This window comes from Shewanella sp. FDAARGOS_354 (assembly GCF_002209245.2).
Classification (GTDB): Bacteria; Pseudomonadota; Gammaproteobacteria; order Enterobacterales; family Shewanellaceae; genus Shewanella; species Shewanella xiamenensis.
Window position 1 is genome coordinate 292,166 of sequence record NZ_CP022089.2, and the last position, 19,616, is coordinate 311,781.

Here is a 19,616-nt window from a genome sequence, read left to right on the forward strand (position 1 = left end):
TTCATGTTTGATAGTTAATGCAAAAAGGATTAAGCACTGCTTAATCCTTTTTTGTTTTGAACTGCCAATTATTGGGGCGTTAAGATGCAAGCGCTGATTCGCGCTCAATGATAAACCTTTGTTTTAATTACACAGGTTTTCACTCAAACCACGATGCTTATCTTGACTAAAGCACTTTATACCAAAACGCTTTTTACTAACGTGCTGTTTCTACACTGCTTGATCTAAAGCGCTTTACCCTTTAGTAATTTGCGTAACCACATCCGATTGGGGTTGAGTTTATTTAAGGTTGGCCAATCCAGTGGCAGCGGCTCTCCGGTTAACTGTGCCGCCAAGCATTCGGCCGCCAAGGGGCCTGAGCTTAATCCCCGCGACCCTAAACCACCCAAAATATAAAGGCCATCGAGGATAGGCGCGGGAGTTGTTTGCCAATAATGTCTGCTCTGTTCGGCCTGTTGCTGATTGAGTTGATGCTGTTCATAGCGCGCCAATATTTCAGCCACATCGGGTGCACAGCCCATCATGGGGAAATGATCCCGCGTTACCATCCGCACGCCGACACGTGCGCTATTGCCGCTGATGTCGATATCGTCAACCCAGGCTTGATTGGGGTAGCTTTCTTGCATTTTTCCTAAGTTTTCCCGTTGCTCCTGCGGGCAAAAATCGAGGTGCTCTGCCGCTTTGACATAGCTGGCACCGAGGCAATGTAAGCCTTGATGACTCGGCGTGAGGTAACCGTTGGCGCATAACACTGTCGCTAGTTGGCTCAGCTTAAATTGGGCGGGGACGTGGCTCACTTGGCCGCGAAACGGACTTATCTGTAACCGCTCACTGGCCGAAAATTGGGTGAGTTGCGCGCCATTGGCGAGTACGAGTTGGCGGAATGGTCCAAAACGTTGGCCTTGACTGTGGAGATACCAAGCCTTTGCATCACACTCGATTTCGGTGATCTCGGTATTGAAATGGCACAGCACATGGGCAAGTTGCGAGGCCTTATCTACCGCGGCTTTGGCGTATTCAAATGGGCATACCCAGCCCCCAAGGGGATAGAAAAATCCAGCCTTATCAATACCTATTCGGGCAATCTCGTTGGCTTCATTCACATCAACGGCGTAGGCGATTTCCACTGGCCAGTCTTGGCTTTGGATGATTTTATCCAGCCGTTGTTGGCTGCGCTCATCATGACCCGTTTGCAGCACACCACAAAAATCATGGGAAATTGGTGTCACACCAGATGTTCCGTTCGTGCCCATCGTTGATGCAAGACTCAGCGCCTCGATTCGGCGGCGACTGAATAGAAACGCCTGTTGGAAAAAACGGCTAAGTTCATCATTTTCTGGCGTGAGTAGGGGATAGATCGCCCCTTGGCGATTACCAGACGCGCCTTGGCCTAACTCATTATCCTTACAAAACAATATGCTACTTTGGCCTCGTTCGGCGAGTGATAGCATCAGATGCGCTGACGCGAGTCCCCCGCCTATGATGGCAATTGGCTGCTCTTTAGTGGCGAGTGCCGAAGGTTTTGGGGTAAATGCCTGAACGGTATCGGCTTGTTGACGCAGCAATTTACGCTCATGGATCAGAATCTTGTCGCTGATAATCTGGCTTCGCAGTGAGTCGCAGACATTTTCATTGAGAGCGTCTTGTCTGACGTCAAGCGTGCTAAAGCCGCTTCTGTGGGCAAGGTGCTGTGCTGTTTCACTAAGATTAAGCCCAATCAGTAGGGCATCATCCGCACTCAAGCGCGCCATTTGCCAGAGTTGCTTACCATTTAGCTGCGCAGATAAATGCGGTAAAACCAGCCATTGCTGAATGGGATGAGAAGTACTGTGTGGGAGTTGGCTAAGTGCTGTGTTCAGATCGCCAAAATGCAAATCGACTGTGATTAGGCAGTCATCAAAAATTAATCTCTGGCACCCTATAATGCGCGCAGGCTTTGCCCTAAGTATGGCATTGGCAATGGGTTGTAAATGAGGCTTGGAAATTAAACTTTGCGATTGATCCCAAAGTAATTTAAGTTCGTAATCGTTAATGGGATTGGGCTCAAACACTTTGACTAACAGACGCGTTTTGCCTTGAGGTTGAGTATGCGTTTGCCAGTGATGCAGTAAAGAGAGTAGCTCGAGTCCATCGCCTAATCCCCATTGCCCCATCACGCGTAAGCCCTGAATGAGCTGAGTTGATTTCGTCGGTAAGCGAGAGAGTTGAAGGAGAGTAAAATTGTCCAGAGACTGTGCAGTAGTCAATGCGCATTGGGGATAATGCGGGTAATCACGCTTAAATTGGTAAGATTGTTGGGGCTTAGCAGTCAAAGAAATATACTCTCGGTCTCATATTAGGCATTATTTTACCCGCCTTTATGGAAAGCTGACCACTTAATTGAAGCAAAACAGATACTATTGGCTCAGCAAAAAGTAGGTACTGACATGTACACAATGGATAGCAATAAAATGAAAAGAGTCGTGATCACCGGAATGGGTGTTGTTTCAAGTATCGGTAATAACAAGCAAGAAGTGACTGAGTCACTTAAAGCGGGCCGTAGTGGTATTACACATTCCGCTCAGTTTGAAGAAATGCAACTACGCAGTCATGTATGGGGCAATATCAAATTAGATCCTTCAGAGCTGATTGACCGTAAAGCGCTGCGTTTTATGGGCGATGCTGCGGCATATGCTTACATTGCAATGCAAGAAGCCATTAAGGATGCTCAGTTAACTGAAGAGCAATATTCAGATCCTCGCGTAGGGTTGATTGTGGGTACAGGCGGCGCTTCGTCTTCTAACCAAGTGCAAGCGGCTGATATTCTACGCGAAAAAGGCGTAAAACGCGTGGGTCCTTATATCGTGCCACGCATTATGTCGAGCACGGCCAGCGCTTGTTTAGCGACACCCTTTAAAATTAAAGGTATGAACTATTCAATCAGTTCAGCCTGTGCGACCAGTGCTCACTGTATCGGTCACGCCGTAGAACTTATCCAAATGGGTAAGCAAGATATGGTGTTTGCGGGCGGTTCGGAAGAAGTGGATTGGACACTGACCATGGGCTTTGATGCGATGGGCGCGCTATCGACTAAATACAATGCCACTCCAGAAAAAGCCTCTCGCACCTATGATGCTGACCGTGATGGTTTCGTTATCTCTGGTGGTGGCGGTATCTTAATCGTTGAAGAGTTAGAGCACGCACTGGCTCGTGGTGCGAAGATTTATGCTGAAGTGATTGGTTATGGTGCATCATCAGACGGTTACGATATGGTGGCTCCGTCTGGCGAAGGTGCGGTGCGTTGTATGCAAATGGCACTGGCCGGTGTGGACACACCAATTGACTATATCAACACCCACGGTACATCTACTCCAGTAGGTGACGTGCGTGAATTAGAAGCACTACGTGAAGTCTTTAAAGACAAGTGTCCACCAATTGCATCGACTAAGTCTATGACGGGTCATGCATTAGGCGCCGCAGGCGTACATGAAGCGATTTACAGCTTAATCATGATGGAAAACAGCTTTATTGCCCCAAGCATCAACATCGATAACTTAGATGAAGCTGCGAAGGACATGCCAATCGTGCGTGAATACCGCGATGCAGAGCTAAACACTGTCATGAGCAACAGCTTTGGTTTTGGTGGCACTAACGCAACGTTAGTGATGTGCAAATATAAGTAAACTATTATTTTTGTTAAAAAAGGAAGCTTCGGCTTCCTTTTTTATTAGCTAAAATTGAGCAATGCGACTCAGGGATTGGGTTTATGATCAGAGTCTTGCTAGAATCCTTGGCTACTCACTCTCTAGCCCATTTTTATCAGAAAGGTCCCCATGAAGATTGTTGTCGATGAAAATATGCCCTATGTCGAACCCTTATTTGGGGCGTTAGGCGAGATAATTCCAGTTAATGGCCGCACATTAACGCCTGAGCAGGTGCAAGATGCCGATGTGCTGCTGGTACGCTCTGTCACCCGAGTCAATGCCGCACTGTTAGATGCCAATCCAAAACTTAGGTTTGTCGGCAGCGCCACCATAGGGACTGATCATGTGGATCTGGCCTACCTTGCTGGGCGTGGCATTCCCTTTTCGAATGCGCCCGGCTGTAATGCGACCGCTGTCGGGGAATTTGCCTTTATTGCGATGTTAGAACTGGCAGCGCGGTTTAATTCGCCGCTCAAGGGTAAAGTTGTGGGGATTGTCGGCGCGGGCAATACTGGCAGCGCGACGGCCAAATGCCTCGAAGCCTACGGTATTAAGGTATTGCTCAATGACCCCATCAAAGCGGCCGAAGGCGATCCCCGTCATTTTGTGAGCCTTGAAACCCTATTACATGAAGCGGATATCATCAGCCTACATGTGCCCATCACTCGCACTGGCGAGCATAAGACACTGCATTTATTCGATGAAGCGCGCCTAATGAGTCTTAAATCTAATACGTGGTTGGTGAACTGTTGCCGTGGTGATGTAATTGATAATCAAGCCTTAATTAAGGTCAAGCAGCAAAGGGATGATCTTAAATTGGTGCTCGATGTATGGGAAGGGGAGCCGAATCCCATGCCGGAGTTGGTGCCTTTTGCTGAGTTTGCCACCCCGCATATCGCCGGTTACAGCTTAGAAGGTAAGGCTCGTGGCACTTTTATGCTGTACCAAAAATTGTGTAAGTTGTTAGCCATTCCGGCCACTAAACGCTTATCCGAGCTATTGCCGCCATTTCATTTTAAGGCGGTTGAACTCGAACAAGTCCCCGATGAAAAAGCCCTATTACAGCTCGCAAGATTCGTCTACGACCTGCGTGATGACGATGCCGTATTCCGAAATGGCTTTGCAAGGTCGAATGGCTTCGACACTATGAGAAAAAATCACAAACATCGACGCGAATTTAGTGCATTGGCGCTGGCTTATCACGGCCAATCTGAGGTAGATTGGTTGTCCAATTTAGGTTTTTCAGGAGTCGGTCGGTAATTATGTCGCAGGAATTTAATGTTGTCGTTTTAGGTGCATCGGGTGCAGTGGGTCAAACAATGATTGAGATCCTCGAAGAGCGTAACTTCCCGGTTGCGAACTTATATCCTTTAGCCAGTAGCCGTAGCGCCGGTGAAACGGTCAGCTTCCATGGCAAACAAGTTACCATTTTGGACGTCGAAACCTTCGATTGGAGCCAAGCGCAGTTAGGCTTCTTCTCTGCCGGTGGTGATGTCTCGGCCAAGTGGGCGCCTATCGCCGCTGAAGCGGGTTGTGTGGTGATCGATAACACCTCTCACTTCCGCTATGACATTGATATTCCATTGGTTGTGCCTGAAGTTAACCCCCATGCGATTGCTGATTTCCGCAACCGTAATATTATTGCCAACCCGAACTGCTCGACCATCCAAATGCTGGTGGCTCTAAAACCGATTTACGACGCTTATGGCATCAGTCGTATTAACGTGGCGACTTATCAATCGGTCTCTGGTACGGGTAAAAAAGCGATTGAAGAATTGGCAAAACAATGCACTAAGCTGCTGCAAGGTCTGCCTGCTGACGCTGACGTTTATCCAAAGCAAATCGCGTTTAACGTATTGCCGCAAATTGATAAATTTATGGACAACGGCTACACCAAAGAAGAAATGAAAATGGTCTGGGAAACCCAGAAGATTTTTGGTGACGATGACATTCTCGTTAACGCGACTGCTGTGCGCGTGCCGGTATTCTATGGCCATTCTGAAGCGGTTCACATCGAAACTCGACAACCTGCCGATGCAGAAGATATTAAAGCTTTACTGCGTAATGCCGAAGGAGTGGTATTGTTCGAGTCCGATGACGAATATCCAACGGCTGTGACCCATGCAGCGGGTACCGATCCTGTTTATGTGGGACGTGTGCGTAAGGATATCTCCCATTCTCACGGTATTAACCTTTGGGTAGTGTCGGACAATATTCGTAAAGGCGCAGCCTTAAACAGTGTGCAAATTGCCGAGATTTTAGTGAGAGATTATTACTAAGTCTTAAGTAGCAATTGATGCCCAATGAAAAAGCCTGCTGCCAGCAGGCTTTTTTTGTTTTACAATTGTGAACAGTAGCAGGGCTGGGATTTCTAGTTTATAGTAATCTCAATAAATACAATTGCCTAAAGCCTGTTATCAGCGAGATAACTTAAATAGCGCTTCAAAGGGAAGGATTGATGAAATTTCGCACTTCGTATCTTGTGGGCCTGATGGCCACCGTTTTAGCTGTTTTTTCCACGACCTCTTTTATTGATCCTGCGATAGCTGCCGATACTCCCAAAATAAAACCTTTAAAAATCATGGGACCAGATGGACAAATCCGTCAGGTCAATCATCAATATGGACCAACGACCGCTAAAGATACTTTCTGGAGTATTGCGCAAAAAGTCCGTCCCGATGCCAGTGTCAGTGTTTATCAAGTCATGGCTGCAGTATTTGATGCCAACCCCCATGCGTTTAACTCCGACAGTTACAATAGCCTCGAACGTGGCATGATTTTGCTGATCCCTTCGAAAGAAGTGATGTTATCCATTCCCAATAGTGTAGCGATTGCCCGTGCCGAACGCAGCGATAAGCAAGTCCGTAATACCGCAAAAGCGGCTCCTAAACCGGTAACTAAACCGACTGTTGTCACTCCCGTAGTTAAGGTAGAGCCTCAACCTAAAGTCGATGTTAAACCCGAAGCGGCTAAGACCGAAGTTGCTAAAACGGATGCCGTTGCGACGCCACCCGCTGCGCCGAAAATGGTGAGTTCCGATGTGAATACTCGCCTTGAGGCCGCGGAGAGCAAAAATTTATCCTTAACTGATGAGTTAGCCAGAGCACAAGATCAGCTCGCGGTAAGAAATGCCGATGTTGAAGCCCTTAAAGCCAAAATTGAGGATTTAAACCAACAAATTGCGGTATTAGAGGAAACCTTACAGGCGAGTAAAAAGCAAAATCTTGCACTGAAGGCCGAGGTGGAAGCTGCTCAAGCCCCATCAGATGCCGATGCGCAGCCGCAAACGCCTACTGAGCCTGAAGATCTATGGCGAAACTTGATAAATAATCCGCTGTTATTGGTTGCAGCAGCGGTAGTCCCTGCATTGTTACTACTGCTGCTTGTGTTCTGGATGCTTCGTCGTAAGCGTAATAAAGAACGCCGTGAGTTAGCAGCCCAGCAGGTAGCCATGGCGACAGGTGTTGCTGGTGTGGCAACGGGAGCATCAGTGCTGGCGATGGATGACGATGATCTTGACGATATGGCTGTGCATTTAGACACTGACCATGCCGATTCCATTGATAGCTTATTAGATGTCGGTAGCGTGAGTTTACAACCCGAGCATGAAATGACCGATGGCCATGAGCAGATGGACATCGCTTCTGAAATGTTTATTGACCCAGGTGTTAACACTGCGGCAGAACCACAATTTGAAGAGGACGAAGGCCAATCCTTAGATGATCTCTGGGCTGAGGCCATGGGCGACCAAGAGGATGCCTTTGCGGAAGAAAAACCCAAATCAGGTAATATTCTCGAAGAAGAGGATCTTGATGCATTATTGGCAGGGCTTGGCTCCGAAGAGCCTGATGCGCCATCTACTAATGAGAACCTTGATGAATTAGCGGGATTTGATATTCCAGCCGACCCAGAGGTGGTTGATGCAGCTGAGTTAGATACCGATCAAGATTTAGCCGCATCGCTTGCTGCGGAATTAGATAATGAACTTGAAAATATAGCGTTAACTGAAACGGCTGAAGATGATATTGATGCCTTGCTCGCCGGGTTTAATCAATCTGAAATGACCGATTCGGTATCTGAGCCAGTGGCTGAGGACGACCTCGATGCATTATTAGCGGATTATGGTAAGGAAAACACCGCTACAGCATCCGATCTTAGCGATGAAATTGCTGCTGAATTAGATAATGAGTTAGCAGAGCTAGGGGTCGCGCAAACCGACGATATTGATGCGTTACTGGCAGATTTTGATAAACCCGCAGCGCCAGAGCCTGATTTAAGCGATGAAATCGCCGCAGAATTAGATACTGAACTTAATGATATCGGTGTCATTGAATCCGACGATATTGATTCTCTGCTCGCAGGTTTGGATGCACCAACCGCGCATGACCCTGCACTTGCAGCAGCCATTGCTGCGGAATTGGAAGATGAACTAAACACCGACCTACCAGTCAATGATGATCTTGACCAGTTGCTCGCAGGTTTTGAGGCCCAAGATTCGGCGGAACAACAAACGTCTAGCGATGATTCCGACATCCCTCACGATATGCTGGCAGCAGAGCTCGAAACGGCATTACCTGAAGAGTTATCGTCTGCAGATGATGATCTCGAATCTCTTCTCGCCGAATTTGATGTGCCAGAGCAGGCTGAAGCCGACGCAGATGAGTTTAATTTCGACCTCGAAACCACCTACCCTGAAACAGATGATAAGCTCGAGGATGAAGGCTTACTCAAGGGCATCGGTGCTGCCCATGCGATTGATGGTACGGATGATACCTTTGAGCTCAGTGATACGATTGCGAAGAGCCCAGATGATAATCCAAACGAAACCGCAATTGAGCCAACATTTACCGGTTTCGATGCCGATAATCAAGCGGATGATACGGTACTTGCCACCGCAGCTTTAACGGCTGCGACAGCTGCCGCCGCGGCAAAAGTTAAAGAGAAAGAGGCTTCTTTCTTTAACGACTTAAAAGCTAACAAGAGTAAAGATCCCCACGTACTGGATTGGGACACTGAGCTTAACTTTGCGCCTACGTCTAGCGCACAAACTGACAGTCCTAAATCCGAACCTGTTGCACCCGTGGATCCTATCGCTGTCGATCCGCAAGCGGTTTCCCCGCGTCAACCTCTGGAATTTGTTTTAGACGAACCGATTGATAAGGTCGAGCCTACATTCGAGATTATCACTGACAAAGATGATGATATTGTTGATGAGGATGTCGCTCATGAGTTTGCTTTCAGGGCGGACTTAGATACTGATGACGATATCGATTTAAGTGACGACAATGTGCTTGCTGCTTTTAGTGCCAATACCGAAGTTGAAGATGATGAGGTATTAACACCAGAAGATAGCTTTGCCCTCGATGAAGAGCACACTCTCACGGTCGATGAAGCATTAGCAGCGCTAGATGCGCAGGAGTCACGTCAGTCGAAGAAGTTTGTACCTGAGCATGATTTGACTAATTTCCAAAACGAACATGGCTATATCGATATTGAAAAACTGCTTAATGACGCCGAGCAGGATAACACAGAGACAGATCTCTACCCTGAAATGGATGTGGAGATGAGTGATGTGGGTGCCCTGATTGGTGATGCAGCCATGATTGATGTGGACGATGAAGAGAACTCTGTTAACGCTAAGCTCGATTTGGCCCGTGCCTATATCGAAATCGATGACAGTGACAGTGCCAAAGCGCTACTCCGTGAAGTTCAAATTGATGGTAATGAGCGTCAACAGGACGAAGCGGCTCGTTTACTTAAAGAGATCGGCTAAGTTTGAACTGGCATTAAGCTTTAATGTTAACGATCAACGGCGCTCACAGCGCCGTTTTTTTTACGGGCTGCTGTGATAAAATGCGCCGCTAAATTAATTGTGAGGATGTGTGATGCGGATTGCATTAGGTATTGAATATGACGGCAGTGGCTATTTTGGTTGGCAGCGTCAGGCCGAAGTCGATTCAGTACAAGGGCAATTAGAACAAGCCTTGTCTAAGGTGGCAAACGAGCCCATTAGCTTGTTTTGTGCAGGAAGAACCGATGCTGGTGTTCATGCAACGGGGCAGGTAGTGCATTTTGATACCAACGCCGTACGTAACGAAGGTGCCTGGACCTTAGGTGTTAATGCCAATTTACCCGATAATATTGCCGTACGCTGGGTAAAAGAGGTAGATGAGAGCTTCCATGCCCGCTTTTCGGCCACGGCTAGACGTTACCGCTATGTGATTTACAATCATAATCTTCGCCCAGGGATCCTACGCCACGGCGTCAGCCATTATCATGGTGATATCGACGTTGATAAAATGCATATTGCGGCGCAGGCGCTGCTCGGCGAGCAGGATTTTACCAGTTTTCGTGCTATTCAATGTCAATCTAAAACCCCGTTTCGCAATGTGCACAGCGTTAAAGTGACGCGTCAAGGCATGTATGTGATCGTCGATATATCTGCCAACGCCTTTTTGCACCATATGGTGCGTAATATTGTCGGTTCGCTGCTGGAGATTGGGCTTGGCAACCAGCCATTGACCTGGATGGCGGATCTGTTGTCACTAAAAGATAGAAATCAAGCCGCGGCAACGGCTAAATCGAACGGACTTTATCTTGTGGATGTGACATATCCGGAGCAATATCAATTGCCAAAGTTAGCGCTTGGGCCATTGTTTATGTTGGATTAATGGCTTTTATAGTGGCAGAGCTTAAATGCGTTTCGAAGGAAGGAAATAACCGATGACCATAGCCCCAAGTGAATTGACAGCCTTAGTTGCGCCAGGAGCAAACGCGCCACTGGATCAATGGCTCGCGTATTTATTATCGATTCACCCAACCGAAATCGACATGGGATTAACTCGGGTTTCTAAGGTTGCCGAGCGCCTTAATGTATTGGATTTAGGGCCAAGTCAAATTGTCACTGTTGCTGGCACCAATGGTAAAGGCACGACCTGCGCCATGCTAGAGAACATCCTGCGTTTATCAGGGTTGATGGTGGGCGTCTACAGCTCGCCCCATATGCTCAAATACAATGAAAGGGTGCGAATCAACGGTCAGGACGCCAGCGATGACGCCTTTGTAGCGGCTTTTGAACAGATTGAAGCGGCACGTGGCGAGATTTCGCTGACCTTTTTCGAATATGCCACCTTGGCGGGCTTAATCCTATTTAAAGCGGCCAAGCTGGATGTGGTGATTTTGGAAGTCGGTCTTGGCGGCCGTTTAGATGCCACTAACATGATTGATGCTGATATCAGCGTCGTGACCTCGGTTGATTTAGACCATGAGGCGTATTTGGGTAATACCCGTGAGCTGGTTGGCCGCGAAAAGGCGGGGATTTTTCGCCAAGGAAAGCCTGCCATTGTCGGCGAGCCAAACTTGCCCCATACCGTCAATGATGTCGCCCAACACCTAGGCGCCAAGTTGTATCGAGTCGGGACAGAATTTACCTATCAGCAAAATGGCAACACGTGGGACTATCAAGGGCAAGTACTTAAATTAACACAGCTTAGTCTCCCCACATTGCCATTACCCAATGCTGCGACAGTAATTGCCATTGTCGAACAGGGTTGGCCACATATTGCTGCCGATATTATTGCCAAAGGGATCAGCAGCGCCCGTTTAACTGGACGTTTGGAGCAAGTCAGCGAACAGCCGCTGATTTTACTCGATGTGGCTCATAATCCCCATGCTGCAAGGTTTTTAGTCAAGCAACTCACGCCCATCGTCGCGGGTAAGCGAGTGTTTGCCCTGTGCGGTATGCTAAAGGATAAGGATATTGGCGGCGTATTACCTGTGGTTTCGCCCTTAATTGACACTTGGTACTTAGTGAGTTTACAGGGTGAGCGTGGCGCTAATGCCAGCTTACTACGTCAAACCTTAGCGCAAGACACTAAGGCCCTCGAATTCGAGGATATCGCCACGGCTTGGACGGCATTAAAAGCGCAAATTCAACCCGATGATGTGGTAATTGTGTTTGGCTCCTTTTACACTGTGGCAGGTTTTAAGTCTCTCTTTAAGCAGGATAACCGTTTTGTCTAGCCAGTTTCATAATCGATTAGTCGGCACTGTGGTGCTGGTCGCCCTCGGGGTGATTTTTTTGCCGGATATTTTAGACGGTAAGAAGGAGCGGCAAAAGGAGCAATTTGCCGAAATTCCCTTACGTCCTACCGCGATAGCGCATAAAAATGCCGATGACACGTTTGAAGTGCTATCTGCGCAAGAAGTGGATGTCAAAGATGTTATGCCAGAAGAGCCTTCTCCCAATGATGAGGCGACATTAGCGCAGGCAGTGGGTGCGGATGCTAAGCCAGAGTCTAAACCTGAGTCTGCATCTGAACCCGTGCAAACTGCTGCTAAGGAGCAACTTAAGCCGCAGACCGTACAAACTGATGCCAAGGCTGAGTTGAAGGAAACGGCAAAGTCTGAACCTAAAAAAGATGCACCTAAGCCTGCGATAGCTAAAACCGAACCTAAAAAGCCAGAGGTTAAACCAACCACGGTTGCAAAAGCTGAAAAGCCTAAGGCCGAAACAGCGAAAACTGAATCTGCAAAACCTGCCAAAGACGATGGCATAAAAGTGGTGAGTCGTGATTCATTAAAGCCCGGACTTACCCTGCAACTGGGCGCATTTAGCAATGCCGCCAATGTGAAAGCGCTAGTGGCGCAGTTGCGTAAAAGTGGTTACAAGGCGTACACAATTCCAGACACACCAAAGGATGGCGTGTTGACTAAAGTGTTTGTGGGGCCAGATGTGTCAGAAGTTAAGTTGAAGAAAATACAAGAAGAAGTTGAAAGTCTGACACGTTTAAAAGGTCGGATTGTGCCTTTTAATCCGTTGGAATCTTAATGCAGAACTGCCGAGGCTGAAATAATTTATTTACCTCTCTAGGGGTGAGAATCGTTTCAGTCTCTGGTAGAATCGCGCCGTCTTAAAGCCTATGCTGGAAAGCCATCTCAATGGTTTGGATTGATTACGCTATCATCTTCGTTATCGGGTTATCGACTCTTATTAGTCTGATCCGTGGATTTGCCAAAGAAGCCATGTCGTTAGTGGTATGGTTTGCTGCTTTCTTTGTTGCCAGTCAATTTTACCAAGACCTCGCCATCCATCTGACACAAATGAACGATGAGATGCTGCGCAATGGCGTTTCTATTGCCATTCTTTTTATCACCACATTAATACTCGGTGCCCTTATCAATTACATCATTGGGCAATTAGTGGTTAAAACCGGATTATCTGGCACTGACAGACTTTTAGGTCTGTGTTTCGGTGCTATTAGGGGCGCGTTGATTGTCAGTGCGCTGCTGTTTTTTATGGATGCTTTTACAGGCTCACCTAACGCCCAATGGTGGAAGGATTCTGTATTAGTGCCCGAATTTGGCGTTGTCATCCAGTGGTTCTTTAACTATTTGGAAAACACCTCCAGCTTTGTACCCAAACTATAAAAAAGACAATAAATTTATCCTAAGTGATGAAAAATAAGTCTGCTTTGAACTCTGTGGCGCTATTGGTGCAGACTCAAATCGAGGCGAAGGTCGCTGGTCAAATGGCTGGGGAGTTACTTCGTGTTTTACTTATATTTCACATGAAAGGGCATAGAACATCTTACAATGAGGAAGCTTACCCATGTGTGGTATCGTCGGAATAGTTGGCCAATCATCGGTTAATCAGACCATTTATGATGCACTGACTGTGCTTCAACACAGAGGTCAGGATGCGGCAGGTATTGTCACCGTTGATCGTGGTGCTTTCAGACTACGTAAAGCCAATGGTCTGGTCAAAGACGTATTTGAAGTCAAACACATGCAGCGCTTACAGGGCAATGCGGGCATTGGTCATGTGCGTTATCCTACTGCTGGCAGTTCCAGCGCGTCAGAGGCGCAACCTTTCTATGTTAACTCGCCATTTGGGATTTCATTAGCCCATAACGGTAACTTAACCAACACGCTTGAATTGGCCGAAGGCCTGATTAAAAAGCGTCGCCATGTGAATACCACATCCGACTCCGAAGTGTTGTTAAACCTGCTCGCCGATGAGCTACAAAAAACCACGAGCTTAGCACTGACTGCTGATGAAGTGTTTGACACTATCGCTAAAGTGCATGAACAAGCCCGTGGCGCTTATGCCGTTGTGGCGTTGATTGTTGGCCAAGGTTTAGTGGCGTTTCGCGATCCTTTCGGCATTCGCCCCTTAGTGCTGGGTAAGCACGAAACCCCAACTGGCACTGAATATATGGTTGCCTCAGAGAGTGTGGCACTCGATGCTGTCGGCTTTGAAGTGATGCGCGATGTTGCGCCGGGTGAAGCGATTTATATTTCCCTCGACGGTAATCTTTATACTCGCCAATGTGCAAAAGAGCCAAGCTACTCGCCCTGTATCTTCGAATTTGTGTATTTTGCGCGTCCAGATTCGACTATCGATAATGTCTCGGTTTACGCCAGCCGCGTGAACATGGGGGCCAAACTCGGTGAAAAGATCAAAAAAGAATGGTACGACCATGATATCGACGTGGTGATCCCAATTCCGGAAACCTCATGCGATATCGCATTAGAAATCGCCCGTTGCATGGACTTACCTTACCGCCAAGGTTTTGTGAAAAACCGTTATATCGGCCGTACCTTTATTATGCCTGGCCAACAAGAGCGTAAAAAATCGGTACGCCGTAAACTCAATGCCATCAACACTGAGTTTAAAGGTAAGAATGTCCTGTTAGTCGATGACTCCATTGTACGTGGTACTACTTCAGAGCAAATCATTGAGATGGCCCGTGAAGCAGGGGCGAAGAAAGTGTACTTTGCTTCGGCTGCACCGGAAATTCGTTTCCCGAACGTGTACGGTATCGACATGCCAACCTCGAATGAGCTTATCGCACACGGTCGTGATGCCGATGAAATTGCTAAGCTTATCGGCGCCGATGGTATTATCTTCCAAAATCTGCCGGATCTAGTCGAAGCGGTGAGAATGGAAAACCCAGAGATCAAACGTTTCGAAACGTCAGTATTTGATGGTCACTACATCACCAACGACGTTGATCAGTCCTATCTCGATCATTTAACGCAGCTTCGTAACGATGATGCCAAAGCTGATCGCAATAAGGATATTGGCACTAACCTTGAGTTACACAACGTCTGCCATCCATAAGATGAAACGCTTAAGATGAAAGAGTGTGCTTGGCGTTAAGCGTCGGCACACTTTAAAATGCACAACAAAAAGCCAGTGATAAGTCACTGGCTTTTTGTTTGGAATTTTAAGCCTTAGGAGATTTTTGGATTCTCGTTGGATTGGCTCTGTGTTAGCTCATCCTGCGCATTTTTACGCTCAACCCAATAGTCCGCATGGTGAATACCGAGTTTTTCAGGATCAAACTGTGGCTCAATACCTTGTTTTTGCTGAGATTCATAATCTTTAAGACAAGTGAAGGCAATTTTTTGCAGGAGAATAATGGCAATAATGTTTAACCACGCCATAATTCCCACACCAATATCACCCATCCCCCAAGCCAAGTCTGCGGTTTTCACTGTGCCATAGACTGTGGAGGCCATTAGCACGACTTTCAGTACCACTGTAAGCCAAGGACGATTCACTTTGCGATTGATATAAGCGATGTTTGTTTCGGCAATATAGTAGTAGGCCACAATGGTGGTGAAGGCGAAGAAGAATAGCGCAACGGCGACGAACATATTACCAAAGCCTGGCATCATGCTTTCCATTGCGGTTTGTACATAACCAGGGCCCGCCGCAATCCCCGCAATCCCGGTATAAAGCGCTGCGCCATCAGGGCCCTGCACGTTATACAGGCCCGTGATCAGCAGCATAAAGCCAGTGGCTGAGCAGACGAACAGGGTATCAACATACACTGAGAAGGCTTGCACTAACCCTTGTTTGGCTGGATGACTCACGGCGGCGGCAGAAGAAGCGTGCGGACCAGTACCTTGACCCGCTTCGTTGGAGTAAATACCGCGTTTTACCCCCCACATAATCGCAAGACCTAAAATCGCACCAAAGCCTGCATCGAGTCCGAAGGCACTTTTTAGGATCAGCAGAATAATGTCAGGCAGCTGGCCAATGTTAAGGGCGATAATCACGCAGGCGACAATGATATAGCCGAGCGCCATAAAAGGCACTACAGTACTGGCGAACTGCGCAATCCGTTTCACCCCTCCAAAAATAATAAAACCTAATAGCATCGCAAGAATGGCTGCTGTGACATTAGGGTCAATATTGAAGGCGGTTTTTAAGCTTGAACCAATGGAGTTGGCTTGTACCCCTGGCAGTAAAATCCCGCAGGCAAAAATGGTCGCAATGGCAAATGTCCAAGCGTACCACTTCATGCCTAAGCCTTTTTCGATATAAAAGGCGGGGCCGCCGCGGTACTCACCGTTGATTTTTTCTTTGTAGACTTGGCCTAAGGTGGATTCAACAAATGCTGAGCTTGCGCCCAGAAACGCCACCATCCACATCCAAAAAAGAGCGCCAGGACCACCAAAGGTAATCGCCGTGGCAACACCAGCGATATTACCGGTACCAACACGACCCGCTAAGGTCATGGCTAAAGCTTGGAAGGAAGACACGCCAGCATCGGTGCTTTTGCCATCAAACATTAGACGGATCATTTCGGGTAAATGACGTAACTGTAAAAAGCGTGAGCGCAGGGAGAAAAAGAGTCCTACACCGAGGCAAAGATAAACGAGCGCGGGACTCCAGACGATATTGTTGACCGCATTAATAATCTCATTCATATAATTCAACTCCAATATTCTGTTGTTTTTTTGCAGAGTTTTTAAGATTTTTTAGGTGATTTTGGGTACTAAACAGCCAATTAGGCCTAAGGTTAAAACGCGTGTGTGCGTCCAAGAGCTTCAACATAACGATTTTTTTGGTCACTTCATAGCTAAAGTTGTTAAATATTTGATAATTTAACGTTCTTTATTTAATGGGGTTACTGAGGAGCTTTATTTTGCAGCGTGTTATCTCTGCTGCATTGAGATTTGTAATCTAGCAACTTGAATCATTGAGAAAAGCGGGGGAGATAAGGCGAATTGATTGAGACTATTAACTCTGCCACAGTGGATAGCGGGGACGGTATTTGTGCAAGGCAAAGAAAACTTGGCTTAAATTACCAACCATAACAGCATCCACAGTCCAAAGAGCCATGCCAGACTACGGCGGCTAACGCGATGTTTTAATAGCAAAGATAGACTTACAGCCACAGGTAGAAACAGGATAAAAGCCCAAGAGAGGAACGGAACCTCAAGATTTAATGTTTCAAGACCCATCCCACAAAGCAGACTTAATGCCAGTAATAAGAGGCTATGAAATAGCATTAATTGATTGAATCTTAATACTAATGCTGGTTTAAATGCGGGTTTAGCATGATAGGGCAAGGTTAGTATATTCATCTCTTTTTCCTGATTCCTCTTTAAGTGATGGAAGGAATAATAAATTTAGATGAGAATTATTCTCAACTAAATTTACACAGCTTTAGTGTTCAGTTAGAGCTTAACGAGCTAAATTGGCTCTTGAGCTAAAGAAGGCTGTTTGCACTATTGTCTGCTTTGGGCTAAATTACACTGTAATTATATCCAGTATTTGATGTAGATATGATCCTCTATATTGCTGAAAAACCAAGTCTTGGGCGTGCAATCGCCGATGTGCTACCAAAACCCCACAAAAAAGGTGACGGGTTTATTGAAGACGCCCAAGGAAACTGCGTGTCTTGGTGTGTTGGGCATTTGCTTGAACAGGCCGAGCCCGATGCCTATAACCCCGAGTTCAAATCGTGGAAGTTTGAGCATTTACCCATAGTGCCCGAGAAGTGGCAGCTTAAACCTAAGGTCGCGACCCGTAGCCAACTCACTGTACTTAAAAAGCTGGTAAAACAGGCCGATACCTTAGTGAATGCGGGTGATCCAGACAGGGAAGGGCAATTATTGGTTGATGAAGTAATCGCCTATTTGGGCGTGACGGGCGATAAATTACAGCAAACGCAGCGACTCCTTATCAGCGACTTAAACCCGCAGGCGGTGAAACGTGCCTTGTCGCAACTTCGTAATAACCGTGAGTTTATTCCTTTGTCTACTTCTGCACTTGCCCGGAGTCGTGCCGATTGGCTCTATGGTATGAATATGACACGGGCCTACACCATCCAAGGGAAAAAGGTCGGCTATCAGGGCGTGCTATCGGTCGGTCGAGTGCAAACCCCGCTCCTTGGGCTTATCGTGCGCCGCGATGAGGAAATCGCGCGATTTCAATCTAAACCCTTTTATGAAGTCTTAGCGCATTTAGTAACGGATAAACAACAATCTTTCACTGCGAAGTGGCAACCCAGTGAAGCCTGTTTACCTTATATGGACGAAGAAGGGCGAGTGCTTGCTAAGGGCTTAGCACAAAATGTGGTGCGTCGGATCACCGATAAACCCGCTAAAGTGACCCAGTTAAGCACTAAGGATAAACAGCAGAATCCGCCATTACCCTACAGCTTATCGGCACTGCAAATTGATGCGGCCAAGCGGTTTGGGATGAGCGCTAAGGACGTGCTCGATACCTGCCAGAGTTTATATGAGCGCCATAAGCTGATTACCTACCCGCGCTCTGACAGCCGTTATTTACCTACAGAGCAACATGGTCTAGCAAGCAGTGTATTAGCGGCCATTATGGGGGGGGCGCCCGAGTTAGTCGCACACGCTGAGGCGCCGAATCCTCGGCTTAAATCTAAGGCGTGGGATGATAAAAAAGTCGATGCCCACCACGCCATTATTCCAACGGAAAAACAGCCCAATTTAGGCAGTTTAAGCCAGCGGGAAAGGCAGCTTTATCTACATATTGCCCGCCAGTATTTGGCGCAGTTTTACCCCGCCTATTGCTACAGTGAAACAGCGGTCGAAGTGACCATTGAAGGTGGTCTCTTTAAAACGAAGGCTAGACAGGATAAATCCCTAGGTTGGAAACAACTGTTTGCACGGGAAGCTGATGAACATAAAGAGTCTACGGTGCGAGAATCGCTTCAAAATACTAATGATAAAAGTACCGATAAGGATGCAGAAGATGAGGTGTTTTGTGGCATTTTGCCGCCTTTAGCCCTAGGACAAATCCTTCACTGCAACCACGGTGAATTGGTCGAGAAGCAAACTCAGCCCCCCAAAGCCTTTACCGATGCTACCTTGTTGAGCGCCATGACGGGGATTAATCGTTATGTGACTGACCCCGAGATCCGCAAAATTTTAAAGGAAACCGATGGCTTAGGGACGGAAGCGACTCGCGCTGGCATTATTGAGCTGCTATTTAAACGGGGATTTATTCAGCGTCAGGGCAAGTCGATTGTGGCCACTGAGGTGGGTAAAAGTTTAATCAATAGCTTACCCCTTAGTGCCACCACGCCCGATATGACGGCGCTGTGGGAGGCAAGCCTAAATGGCATCTGCCATAAGGAAATCTCTTATCAAGGATTTATGCAGCCACTGCTGGGGACGCTAAATAACTTAATCGAAAATGCAGGTGCTCAATTACCCTCGGCCCTCAATGGCTTAAAAGGGCAGGGTTTTAAGCGTGCCGCGACTAAAAAGTCCGGTTATCGAAAAGCGGGAGCCAGAGGCGCTGCTGGCGGGAACAAAGCCAGTACTGGCGCTAAAAAAGGGAATGCTAGAAATTCAGCCGCAGCATCTTCCACATCCACAACAGCTAAACCGACCGTCCCTAGACGGCGAACGAGCAAAGCGACCGCCCAAGCCTGATGACACAAATGTAATCAAACTGTCGCTAATGCTCGCGATTTGGTAACGATATTTAATTTATTCCGCGATATTTAATTACCGCCAATCACGTTATTTCGTGATTGGCCGATCCACTTCTAAAAAATACCTCGAAACTCAACTTTTCTGCTCCGTGGCATGCTAACTGCTTTGCCTTGGCTGGAGAATATAATAAGCCAATCAAATCATAAGATTATTTAT

Annotated in this window: 13 protein-coding genes; 10 read left to right on the forward strand and 3 right to left on the reverse strand. The window is 47.2% G+C overall.

Annotation, left to right across the window (positions count from 1 at the left end):
• Positions 1 to 224: 224 nt before the first annotated feature.
• A complete protein-coding gene (gene mnmC, locus CEQ32_RS01465) occupies positions 225 to 2,312 on the reverse strand; it encodes an FAD-dependent 5-carboxymethylaminomethyl-2-thiouridine(34) oxidoreductase MnmC (RefSeq protein WP_088585370.1) in 2,088 nt (695 codons plus the stop codon).
• 138 nt (positions 2,313 to 2,450) lie between these two features.
• Between mnmC and fabB the strand changes: the two genes are divergently transcribed.
• The 9 genes from fabB (at position 2,451) to purF (ending at position 14,808) form a co-directional block, all read left to right on the forward strand.
• On the forward strand, positions 2,451 to 3,662 hold the full coding sequence (gene fabB / locus CEQ32_RS01470) for a beta-ketoacyl-ACP synthase I (RefSeq protein WP_192959141.1): 1,212 nt from the start codon (positions 2,451 to 2,453) through the stop codon (positions 3,660 to 3,662).
• A gap of 150 nt (positions 3,663 to 3,812) precedes the next feature.
• Positions 3,813 to 4,943 (forward strand): 4-phosphoerythronate dehydrogenase, encoded by a 1,131-nt coding sequence (locus tag CEQ32_RS01475; protein WP_088585372.1) that lies wholly within the window; start codon positions 3,813 to 3,815, stop codon positions 4,941 to 4,943.
• A 2-nt stretch (positions 4,944 to 4,945) separates the two neighbouring features.
• Positions 4,946 to 5,962, forward strand: a complete 1,017-nt coding sequence (locus tag CEQ32_RS01480) for an aspartate-semialdehyde dehydrogenase (RefSeq protein ID WP_088585373.1) — start codon at positions 4,946 to 4,948, stop codon at positions 5,960 to 5,962.
• 179 nt (positions 5,963 to 6,141) lie between these two features.
• On the forward strand, positions 6,142 to 9,456 hold the full coding sequence (locus CEQ32_RS01485) for a FimV/HubP family polar landmark protein (RefSeq protein ID WP_088585374.1): 3,315 nt from the start codon (positions 6,142 to 6,144) through the stop codon (positions 9,454 to 9,456).
• Between the two features lie 112 nt (positions 9,457 to 9,568).
• Positions 9,569 to 10,354, forward strand: a complete 786-nt coding sequence (truA, locus tag CEQ32_RS01490; RefSeq protein WP_088585375.1) for a tRNA pseudouridine(38-40) synthase TruA — start codon at positions 9,569 to 9,571, stop codon at positions 10,352 to 10,354.
• Positions 10,355 to 10,406: 52 nt separating this feature from the next.
• Entirely contained in the window at positions 10,407 to 11,705 is a 1,299-nt protein-coding gene (gene folC / locus CEQ32_RS01495) for a bifunctional tetrahydrofolate synthase/dihydrofolate synthase (RefSeq protein ID WP_088585376.1), read from the forward strand.
• On the forward strand, positions 11,698 to 12,513 hold the full coding sequence (locus CEQ32_RS01500; protein ID WP_088585377.1) for an SPOR domain-containing protein: 816 nt from the start codon (positions 11,698 to 11,700) through the stop codon (positions 12,511 to 12,513). The genes folC and CEQ32_RS01500 overlap by 8 nt, the downstream gene beginning before the upstream one ends.
• Before the next feature lie 110 nt (positions 12,514 to 12,623).
• Positions 12,624 to 13,112, forward strand: coding sequence for a CvpA family protein (locus CEQ32_RS01505; protein WP_011072963.1), 489 nt, complete (start codon positions 12,624 to 12,626; stop codon positions 13,110 to 13,112).
• A gap of 181 nt (positions 13,113 to 13,293) precedes the next feature.
• Complete coding sequence (gene purF, locus CEQ32_RS01510; RefSeq protein ID WP_037420099.1) at positions 13,294 to 14,808, forward strand: amidophosphoribosyltransferase; 1,515 nt, start codon at positions 13,294 to 13,296, stop codon at positions 14,806 to 14,808.
• Between the two features lie 113 nt (positions 14,809 to 14,921).
• On the opposite strand, the gene CEQ32_RS01515 is transcribed toward purF, so the two are convergent.
• Both CEQ32_RS01515 and CEQ32_RS01520 read right to left on the reverse strand, forming a co-directional pair.
• Positions 14,922 to 16,406: an alanine/glycine:cation symporter family protein gene (locus CEQ32_RS01515; protein WP_088585378.1), complete on the reverse strand. Its 1,485-nt coding sequence runs from the start codon at positions 16,404 to 16,406 to the stop codon at positions 14,922 to 14,924.
• A 372-nt stretch (positions 16,407 to 16,778) separates the two neighbouring features.
• Positions 16,779 to 17,066: a hypothetical protein gene (locus CEQ32_RS01520; RefSeq protein ID WP_088585379.1), complete on the reverse strand. Its 288-nt coding sequence runs from the start codon at positions 17,064 to 17,066 to the stop codon at positions 16,779 to 16,781.
• A 201-nt stretch (positions 17,067 to 17,267) separates the two neighbouring features.
• Between CEQ32_RS01520 and CEQ32_RS01525 the strand changes: the two genes are divergently transcribed.
• The gene (locus CEQ32_RS01525) at positions 17,268 to 19,397 is read left to right on the forward strand and encodes a DNA topoisomerase III (protein ID WP_088585380.1); all 2,130 of its coding nucleotides are present in this window, start codon (positions 17,268 to 17,270) and stop codon (positions 19,395 to 19,397) included.
• The last annotated feature ends 219 nt before the right edge of the window (positions 19,398 to 19,616 follow it).

Bases quoted from the DNA above. Each gene is read 5' to 3' on its own strand.
- CEQ32_RS01520 (WP_088585379.1), bottom strand. From the start codon at position 17,066: ATGAATATACTAACCTTGCCCTATCATGCTAAACCCGCATTTAAACCA.
- CEQ32_RS01485 (WP_088585374.1), top strand. From the start codon at position 6,142: ATGAAATTTCGCACTTCGTATCTTGTGGGCCTGATGGCCACCGTTTTA.
- CEQ32_RS01475 (WP_088585372.1), top strand. From the start codon at position 3,813: ATGAAGATTGTTGTCGATGAAAATATGCCCTATGTCGAACCCTTATTT.
- CEQ32_RS01525 (WP_088585380.1), top strand. From the start codon at position 17,268: ATGATCCTCTATATTGCTGAAAAACCAAGTCTTGGGCGTGCAATCGCC.
- truA (WP_088585375.1), top strand. From the start codon at position 9,569: ATGCGGATTGCATTAGGTATTGAATATGACGGCAGTGGCTATTTTGGT.
- folC (WP_088585376.1), top strand. From the start codon at position 10,407: ATGACCATAGCCCCAAGTGAATTGACAGCCTTAGTTGCGCCAGGAGCA.
- CEQ32_RS01480 (WP_088585373.1), top strand. From the start codon at position 4,946: ATGTCGCAGGAATTTAATGTTGTCGTTTTAGGTGCATCGGGTGCAGTG.
- fabB (WP_192959141.1), top strand. From the start codon at position 2,451: ATGAAAAGAGTCGTGATCACCGGAATGGGTGTTGTTTCAAGTATCGGT.
- CEQ32_RS01515 (WP_088585378.1), bottom strand. From the start codon at position 16,406: ATGAATGAGATTATTAATGCGGTCAACAATATCGTCTGGAGTCCCGCG.
- purF (WP_037420099.1), top strand. From the start codon at position 13,294: ATGTGTGGTATCGTCGGAATAGTTGGCCAATCATCGGTTAATCAGACC.
- CEQ32_RS01505 (WP_011072963.1), top strand. From the start codon at position 12,624: ATGGTTTGGATTGATTACGCTATCATCTTCGTTATCGGGTTATCGACT.